The sequence below is a fragment of the Butyrivibrio sp. genome (assembly GCF_017940685.1).
GTDB lineage: Bacteria > Bacillota > Clostridia > Lachnospirales > Lachnospiraceae > Butyrivibrio.
In genome coordinates this window covers 1-3002 of record NZ_JAGAYD010000031.1, presented here as the reverse complement: position 1 = coordinate 3002, position 3002 = coordinate 1, and the positions used below count along the sequence as shown (strand labels likewise).

Genomic DNA, 3002 nt, shown 5'->3' with positions numbered 1-3002 from the left:
TACACCCTCATGGAGATCGAGGGCACAAAAGGACAATATGCCGTGTTTGAAAACGGCAAAGGAATAGGCGAACTGATGGCTGGGTATGACAGCCAGGATCATATATCAGATGTTTATTACGCCGAGAATGGATTTTATCACGACATAACATCTATCAACGATATAGTTGAAATTATTGGAGATGAGTATGTAGCCGATGTACCTGGCGATGAGGCGTTTGATATTGCAACAGAAAGGGCCCTTGAAGAAGAAAGGGCTGTATTTGACGATGATGAGCCTGTAGCAGGCGCAGCAGAAGAAGTCCCTATTGATATAGAGACAGACTCGCACAGGAAATACGAAGAGTTTATGGAAAAGCTCGGAGGTATTGGCTATGAACTTACCCCGCTTGATGACGGAAGGGCGTATATTGCCAGATATGAAGGCAGGAACGTAGGAGCATTCATGGAAGCAGAAAACGGGATGATCACGGAGTTAACCCTTGGTGATTATCAGTCAAAGGGTACACACTCCATGGATCTTGTACTTGATGACTACAATCTTGCGGCAAGAGATATTGCAGAAGAAATTGCAAAGATAAATGACGCAAAAGCAGAGTTTATAAGCAATTACCCAGATGGCTTTGGTATACAGGATAATGACGGACACACCAAGTTGCTCTCAAATAAGGAGCTTGAGGCATACATTGACGAGCACGGGATAGAGGACATTTCTGTACAGGGATTTGAAGAAAGAGTTGCATATGCGCTTGTAAACGATCTTGACAGGGAGCTCTCACAACCGGTAAAGGGACTAGAAGAAATAGATAAGTTTAGAAAAGACATAAATGAGCTGAATAAGAGCAATAAAAAGGAGCGCGACATGGAAGGAAAAGAATTTGAAGATTTTAAGAAAGAGCTCGCAGACGCGGGCGTTACCGTGACAATGCTTGACGACGGAAAGACTTATACCGCAAACATGGATGGCAAAGAACTCGCTGCTTTCAGAAATCTTGACGGAGCGATGCTGGAAAGGCTTACTGTTGGTGAACACAGGGAAGACGGAGTGAGCTTCAAAGAGAAAGTGCTTAAAGATATTAAAGAAATGGCAGTTGAAGTAGCCCGCGACAAAACACAAAGAGAAGAGTTCGCAGCCAGAGAGAGAGAAAGAAACACCGTTCATATTGATAAGAATATGACCGAAAAGGAAATGGCTGAGAGCGTTGTGAACTACATCAATAAGGGAGGACGCGTAACCGAAAAACAGGCGGAGTGGATAGAGAGTTTCGATAAGAAAGAAAAGATGCCTTCCAAAGTCATCAAGGGTGAGATTGATGAGCTCGACAATGAAAGGGATTCCTTGCTGAATGAAATTAATGCGAAAGAGGCAGAAAACGAAAAACTCTCAACACAGCTTGGTCATCAGATTGCCATCGCAAAGATGAACGACTGCCCAGAAGAAGATGTTAAGAGCATGACAGCTATTGCCAACAACATCAGAAACAATAACAGACTTATTAACTCCGAGAGAATAAGACTTGCAGAAGTAGAGAAGGAGATCCTCCAAAAGGAGAGCACATACAAAGAGTCGTTAAAGGGAGAAAGAAAAGACGCTCTTAAAGGACTTTTTGCAAAAGCACAGGACACCCTTAAGCAGGGCGTACACCTTGGACTGAGCACCATGACCAAGATGAAAGAAGCTATGGAGAGGGTAAATCTTAAAGTCATTGACAACAGAGAAACTAGAGAAAAGGTTTCCGCATACAAAGACCTTTCAAAGCAGATCAACGAAATAAACATTGATTATTGCAGGAAGATGGAGATTATGAAGAACGAGTACAGCCTCAACAGAGAAGACCTTGAGGATCTGGAAAAGACCTTCACCAGAAGAGCCGAGCTCAGAGGAGCTATCAAGGACGTAGGACTTCTTCTTACAGGAAGAGAAGCGGCGCACGAAGTTAAACTCACTGACAGGGAAAAGGCAGAGCTTACCGAGCTTAGAAGCCTCATCCAGAAGAACAAGCTCGACATGGAATCCCTCAACACTTCCTATGACCGCATAATCGCTCCAAAGCTTGAGGAGATTAAGGACTTTGGAAAAGCTGTGGAGGAAAGAGGAAGAGATACAGGAGACATCTTCTCCGCAAGACTTAACAGAATCCACGCAGAAAATGCCGACAGGGCATCAAATCTTAAGGAAAGCTCCGAGAAGATCCTTAGTGGGAACGATAAAAAGGAAGCAAAAACAACAGGCGGAGATGCAAGATAAGGAGGTATGCATTATGGCAGTTAAAAGAAGCGCGGGCGAAGTAGGGGCTACCTACAACCACTTTAAAGACTATGAAAACCCTGCCCTGCGGGCTCAGATAATAGACGAGCCTGGATATAGGATCAGCGGTCAGTATTTGTTTGTGGCTCTTCCAGATATAAACAGGATGGGCGAAAACCAGGATGTCTACATGCTCAGAAAAAACGGGGACGGCACACCGAACTTCGATGAAAACACTGGTCCAATGGGTGGGGCGATGGACCCTGTATATACTCATAAGGGTGGAGACATGACATCAGTGAAGGAGAACTTCGTAAAAGAGTACCTTGAGCCCAACTATAAAGAAAGACCAGAAGAAGACATCTTTGCAAAGAGGCTTCAGGCGATAAAGGCAAACGAAAAAGAGACTTCTCCAAGATCTGGAGAAAAAGTATCTGTCCCGTCAAATGATGAAAGATGATGCTGTGGGCGCTCCTAAAAACGGGGCGCCTTTTATCTTCTGTATAGGATAAATTTAAGCAAATTTTTGCTGTACAGAAAATTTACATGCGCCAAAAATATCCTATACTATATATAGAGAAGAGTATATGCAGACCACGCTATATGTGGAGAAAGGGATTTATTCTGGACAAACAGACATAAGACAACAGGTAGGGCTATGGGACTTAAATTTTTATTTGGCAAAAACACTAAAAAGACTAACAAAGAGATGTATTTGGATGAGAGACTCGAAAAAGGTCTGATCACTTACGAGG

The 3002-nt window shown here is 43.3% G+C and carries 2 protein-coding genes; both read left to right on the top strand.

The features are described 5' to 3' along the window. On the top strand, nt 1-2247 hold a 2247-nt coding region (locus J6I68_RS02350; RefSeq protein ID WP_292216989.1), incomplete at its 5' end, for a hypothetical protein. Nucleotides 2248-2260: 13 nt separating this feature from the next. Beyond that, a complete protein-coding gene (locus J6I68_RS02345; protein WP_292216987.1) occupies nt 2261-2707 on the top strand; it encodes a hypothetical protein in 447 nt (148 codons plus the stop codon). Nucleotides 2708-3002 lie beyond the last annotated feature (295 nt).

What these genes read in the sequence shown, in the direction of transcription:
- J6I68_RS02345 (WP_292216987.1), top strand. Translation starts at nt 2,261, where the DNA reads ATGGCAGTTAAAAGAAGCGCGGGCGAAGTAGGGGCTACCTACAACCAC.